The organism is Mycobacterium sp. (assembly GCF_049278535.1).
Lineage (GTDB): Bacteria > Actinomycetota > Actinomycetes > Mycobacteriales > Mycobacteriaceae > Mycobacterium.
On the sequence record NZ_JBAPMI010000074.1, the window covers coordinates 1 to 5,368 of the forward strand.

At 65.5% G+C, this 5,368-nt stretch carries 6 protein-coding genes; all 6 read right to left on the reverse strand.

Translation table 11 applies throughout. The features are described 5' to 3' along the window. A partial coding sequence (locus WAO18_RS04255; RefSeq protein WP_422204146.1) for a DnaB-like helicase N-terminal domain-containing protein occupies positions 1 to 1,352 on the reverse strand: 1,352 nt, incomplete at its 3' end. Positions 1,353 to 1,967: 615 nt separating this feature from the next. Further along, positions 1,968 to 2,426 carry a 50S ribosomal protein L9 gene (gene rplI, locus WAO18_RS04260; protein ID WP_422204147.1) on the reverse strand — a complete coding sequence of 153 codons (459 nt, stop codon included), beginning with the start codon at positions 2,424 to 2,426 and terminating at the stop codon, positions 1,968 to 1,970. Positions 2,427 to 2,457: 31 nt separating this feature from the next. Beyond that, positions 2,458 to 2,712 carry a 30S ribosomal protein S18 gene (gene rpsR, locus WAO18_RS04265; protein ID WP_325686246.1) on the reverse strand — a complete coding sequence of 85 codons (255 nt, stop codon included), beginning with the start codon at positions 2,710 to 2,712 and terminating at the stop codon, positions 2,458 to 2,460. 36 nt (positions 2,713 to 2,748) lie between these two features. Next, entirely contained in the window at positions 2,749 to 3,273 is a 525-nt protein-coding gene (locus WAO18_RS04270) for a single-stranded DNA-binding protein (protein WP_422204149.1), read from the reverse strand. 114 nt (positions 3,274 to 3,387) lie between these two features. Then, complete coding sequence (rpsF, locus tag WAO18_RS04275) at positions 3,388 to 3,678, reverse strand: 30S ribosomal protein S6 (RefSeq protein WP_067339553.1); 291 nt, start codon at positions 3,676 to 3,678, stop codon at positions 3,388 to 3,390. An 88-nt stretch (positions 3,679 to 3,766) separates the two neighbouring features. Then, positions 3,767 to 5,368: glycosyltransferase family 87 protein (locus tag WAO18_RS04280; protein ID WP_422204150.1), on the reverse strand; the 1,602-nt coding region annotated here is incomplete at its 5' end.

A 5,368-nucleotide genomic window follows, 5' to 3' on the forward strand; every position in this document is an offset into this window, starting at 1 on the left:
TCGATATACAGTGGCGCCTCGCTGATTTCGCTCATTCGGCGAGCCAGCCGCGTCCAGTCGTCGTCGCTCATCCGGCCGGACCGCATGTCACCCAGTTTGATTTTCGCCTCGGCGGACAGCAGCCGCATCACGATCTCGGACTTGCTCATTTCCAGCGAGAAGATGACGCTGGCCTTTCGGTGCTTGATCGAGCACGACCGCATGAAATCTAAACCAAGCGTCGAGTTGTGGGTCGGAATCATGCCGCGACCGGCCAGATACAGGTGGTCAGCGTTGTCGACCTGCACGCAGCGCACTGGAGCGCTGCAGATCGGACGCACCGCGTCCACTTGAACCACCGGAGCCGCCAAGGTGGTGGCGCCCCCGCGCTGTCCATAACGTGCGCTGGATCCCGCTCCAGGGATAGTGTCCAGGCCTGCGCGCAATAAATCAGTTGTGCAAATGCCGTACGCCGTCGGCCACTGGTGCTCGGCGTCGGCGACGATCACTGTGCCGTCGGAGAATTCGACTTCATAGCACGGCCGGCCGAGCATGATCTCCGTCGCGGCCACCACTCGTGTCGGCTGTCCGTCGGCGCCGAGCAATTCATCGCCAACGGCAACCTCGCCCATCGTCGTCCAGCCATCCGGCGTCGGAAGGTGGGTATTTAGTGCCAGCGCCTTACCCACGCCAGGTCTGGCCGCGACGATGATCATCTGCCCCGGGTGCAGTCCGTTGGTGACCTCGTCGAGTTCGGTGAAGCCCGTCGGCACCCCGCGCGCGATGCCGCCGTTGGAGGCGATGGCGTCGATCTCGTCCATCGTTGGCTGCAGCAGATCTTCCAGCGGAACGAAGTCTTCCGACAGCCGCCGGTCGGTGACCTCATACATCTCGGCCTGGGCGCGATCGACCACCTCGGCGACGTCGGCGCCCTCAGCGCCGGCATAGCCGTACTGCACCACCCGGGTGCCGGCTTCGACCAGTCGGCGCAGCAACGCCTTCTCCGCGACGATCCCGGCGTAGTAACCGGCATTGGCAGCGGTCGGCACCGTGGAGATCAGCGTGTGTAGATAAGGCGCGCCACCGATGCGACGGAGCAGTCCGCGGCGGTCCAACTCGGCGGCCACCGTCACCGCGTCGGCCGGCTCCCCGCGTCCGTAGAGATCCAGGATGGAGTCATAGACGTTTTGGTGCGCTGGGCGGTAGAAGTCGCTGGGCCGTAGCTTCTCCAAGACATCGGCGATCGCGTCCTTGCTGAGCAGCATGCCGCCCAGTACGGACTGCTCGGCGGCCAGGTCTTGCGGGGGCTGACGCCCGTAGTCCTCGCTTGGCGCAGCCGTGTCCGGGCGTCCCAAGTCGTCAACGACCGCCATAGGCTCCCGCCTCCTCCCCACCCAACGTTCGAACGTGCATTCGACGCCGGTGGCTAGACGTTAGGTCACGCCACCGACACCGCTCGACTCAGCCCGACCGCCCGATTCACCCCCGACATTCGGGGGTTCCCCACCCCGGGCGGATCGTCGGCCTTCGCCCTCGTGACCGACTCGGCCCCCGGTCGGCGGGACTCCCACCGCGGGCCGTGTTGTCGGTCTTCGAACGCCGGCATCACCTCACGACGGGTTGACGTTAAAGGTTGCTGGCGAGGACAACAAACGAGGTTGTTCATAGACCTGTGCATCGTGTGTGCATATCCATCTGCGCCCGTGTTGAGGGGGTGTGGAGAACTTGTGGAGCAATATGCGCCGTTGTCACATCACTGCAGATAAGCGGACCACACACCTGCATATTTTGTGTGGATGAGAATCTCTACGGCGTGTCGTGCCGGGTTGCCGTTTCGGGCGTGTTGTGTTTCACCTAATGATTAACAGCGTTAACGGACGGTAACGTTCGCTATCGCTTGCTGACCACTATGAGTTCGCTATGCAAACAGCAATACCCCCCCGGGGCAGCTGTTTAGCTGCCATCGGGGGGTATCTGGGTAGGGGCCGTCAGGCGTCGGCGACGACGTCGAGCGCGACGTTGACGTCGACGTCGGGGTGCACGTGCAGCGTGATCGGGTGGCTCCCGACGGCCTTGATGTGACCCTTGGGCAACCGGACAACGCGCTTGTCGAGATTGGGCCCGCCAGCTTTGCGGATTGCCGTCACGACCGCGTTGGGGGTCACCGAGCCGAACAGCTTGCCGGAGTCGCCCGCGGTCTTGACCGCGAGCGCGACGGCACCCAGGCCTTCAATCGCGGCCTTGATCTCGTTGGCGTGTTCGAGGTCGCGCACCTGCTTGGTCTCGCGGCCACGACGGATGTCGTCCGCTTGCTTCTGCGCGCCGCGCGACGCGACGATCGCCAGGCCACGCGGGAGCAGGAAGTTGCGGCCGTAGCCGTCTTTAACCTCGACGGTGTCGCCGACGGCACCGAGGTGATCGACGTCAGCGGTCAAAATGAGCTTCATTGTTTCGCTAATTCCGTTCTGGGTGTCGCAGTTACCGCGTCGAGGAGGTGAAGGGCAGCAATGCCACCTCGCGGGCGTTCTTGACCGCGATCGCAACGTCGCGCTGGTGTTGGACGCAGTTGCCGGTCACCCGGCGGGCACGGATCTTGCCGCGCTCGCTGATGTAGGTCCGCAGCAACTGGGTGTCCTTGTAGTCGATGTCCTGGCCCTTTTTGGAGCAGAACACGCACTTGCGTGCCTTGATCGGCTTTTCCGGCGCTGGGCGCCGCTTGGTGGACTTCGCCATCTCTGTCGTCTCTTTCGTTCTGTCGTTGAAAAGTTGTTAGAAGGGGGGCTCGTCTTCGCCGCCGCCGAACGAACCCGACGCCGGGGCGCTGCCCCACGGGTCCTCGCTGGCTGCACTGCCGGCACCCGCCTCGGCGGCCGGCTGACGGGATCCCCCGCCGCCGCCACCGCCGAAGCCACCACCACCGCCGCCGCTGCGGCTGGCCTTGTTCACCTTGGCCGTGGCGTACTTCAGGCTCGGGCCGATCTCGTCGACCTCCAGCTCGACCACCGTGCGCTTCTCGCCCTCACGAGTCTCGAACGAACGCTGCTTGAGCCGTCCGCTGACGATCACCCGCGACCCGCGGGTCAGGCTCTCGGCCACGTTCTCAGCGGCCTCCCGCCAGATGCTGCAGCGGAGGAACAGCGCTTCGCCGTCCTTCCACTCATTGGTCTGACGGTCGAACATGCGGGGCGTCGACGCGACGGTGAAGTTCGCGACGGCCGCGCCCGACGGAGTGAACCGCAGTTCGGGGTCCGCGGTCAGGTTTCCGATGACCGTGATGACGGTGTCACCAGCCACAATGTCCTCCTGGGTCCGCCGTTGATCGGCGGTTGGTGGTCACGAGCATGCTGTCGCAGCGAGCCTACGCAACGACCACGACGAGTCGCGGTCATTCGCCCACAGGCTCGGCCGCTAGTGCTTGTCGGTGCGCATCACCTTGGTGCGTAGCACCGACTCGTTCAGGCTGAGCTGACGGTCAAGCTCGGACACCGTGGCGGGAGCGGCTTTCAGGTCGATCACCGCATAGATGCCCTCGGCATGCTTGGCGATCTCGTATGCCAGCCGGCGCTTGCCCCAGATGTCGACCTTCTCCACAGTGCCGCCGTCTTTGCGGACAACGTTGAGGAAAGTCTCCAACGACGGAGCTACGGTGCGCTCGTCGAGAGTGGGATCGAGGATGACCATTAATTCGTATGGACGCATGGGAACCTCATCACCTCCTATGGTCGTGTGCGGCCACGGCTCATTTCTCCGTGGCAGGAGGGTCGCCTGCGTCGGCAACCGCCACAGGTTACCGGACTGTGGCTGAGCTTGCGAAATCGTGTACGGGCGCGGCGCTGGTCACGGGCGTCTGCCGCAGCCCCGCCGGGCGCAGAAAGGCCGGCAGCCAGCCCGGCGGCGCGTCGGCTGCGCGGTCGAACACCCCGCCCGCTGGATCGTCGACCCGGCCGCCCCAGCGGACCAGATCTTCCTCGGGCCGGTAGATCTGCCGGACCACAAGCGCGCACAACGCCAGCACCGCGATGTCGCGCAGCAGCACCGTCGCGGTGAACCACTGTTGGGGCAACCCGCGGTCGGGCACGCTGTAGAGGTAGTACATCCGCGGCACCCACACCAGCGCGTCAATTGTCATCCACGCCAACAAGATCCGGCGGTGCGGTAACGCCAGCACCGCCAGCGGCACCAGCCACAGCGAGAACTGTGGGCTCCACACCTTGTTGGTGAACAGGAACGCGGCCACCACCAGCAGCGCCAGCTGCGCCACCCGTGGCCGCCGCGGCGCGGTCAGCGCGCTGTAACCGATTGCCGCGCAACACAACACGAAGAGCAGCAATACGACGGCGTTCAGAATCCTCGGCGGCTGCCAGAAACCGAGGTCCGAATCGAAACCCGGCCAGCCGGTGAACGACTTGACGACGTTGTACAGCGAATCCATGTCATCGCCGCGGCGGGCGTTCAGCCGGAAGAACTCCGACCATCCGCGGGGGAAGAGCACCAGCACGGGCAGGTTCACCACCAGCCAGGTAGCCGCCGTCGCGGTAGCGGTACGCGCCACCTCGCGAAGCCGCCCAGTCCGGATGCCCAGCACCAGCAGCGGGCCCAGCAGCAGGACCGGATACAGCTTCGCCGCGACGCCCAGCCCGATCAGCACCCCGGCCAGCACCGGACGCCGTCGCGCCCACGAGAGCAGCCCACCGAGCGCCAAAGCCGTTGCCAGCGAATCGAAATTGGTGAAGATCTGAAAAATCACCAGCGGCGACGCGCCCACCAAGGCGGCGTCCCACACCCGCCGGCCGGCCAGCCCCGCGGTGGCCCACAGCGTCGCCAACCAGGCCAGCGCCAACCCGAGCGCGGCGACGTCGAAGAACACCACCACCTCGGCGATCACCGGCAGCGGAATCAGCCTGCTGAAGGTGGTGTAGGTCTTGGCCAACGCCATCGACACGTACTGATACAGCCCGGTGAGCACCGGATACTCCATGTAGCGCACCGCCGGCCGACCGTCGTAGCGGGTTTGCGGCTTGCCCACCCCGTCCTTCTCGATCCAGCTCGACTTGTACGGAAAACGGCCCTGGCTCAACAACTCTGCGCCGTACAGCGGCACGGTGTCGGAATAGCACAGCTCGTAGTAGGCCCGCTGGTTCTCCCAGTTGGCGACGCGCTGGTCGCCCGGCCCGGTGCCGATGGTCTGTAGGCACGCGGCTTTCGTCGACCAGCCCAGTGCCAGGAACACCAGCGCGATCAGAAACATCGCCCGCAGCGGCGTCAGGATCCTCGCGCGGCCTATCACCGCGTGCCGGCCCACCGGACCGCCGACGACATTCGACAGCGCGGCTCCCAGAACGTCGGTGCGGCTGGGGCAATCTCGGTCATCGGCCGAGCGCAGATCGTC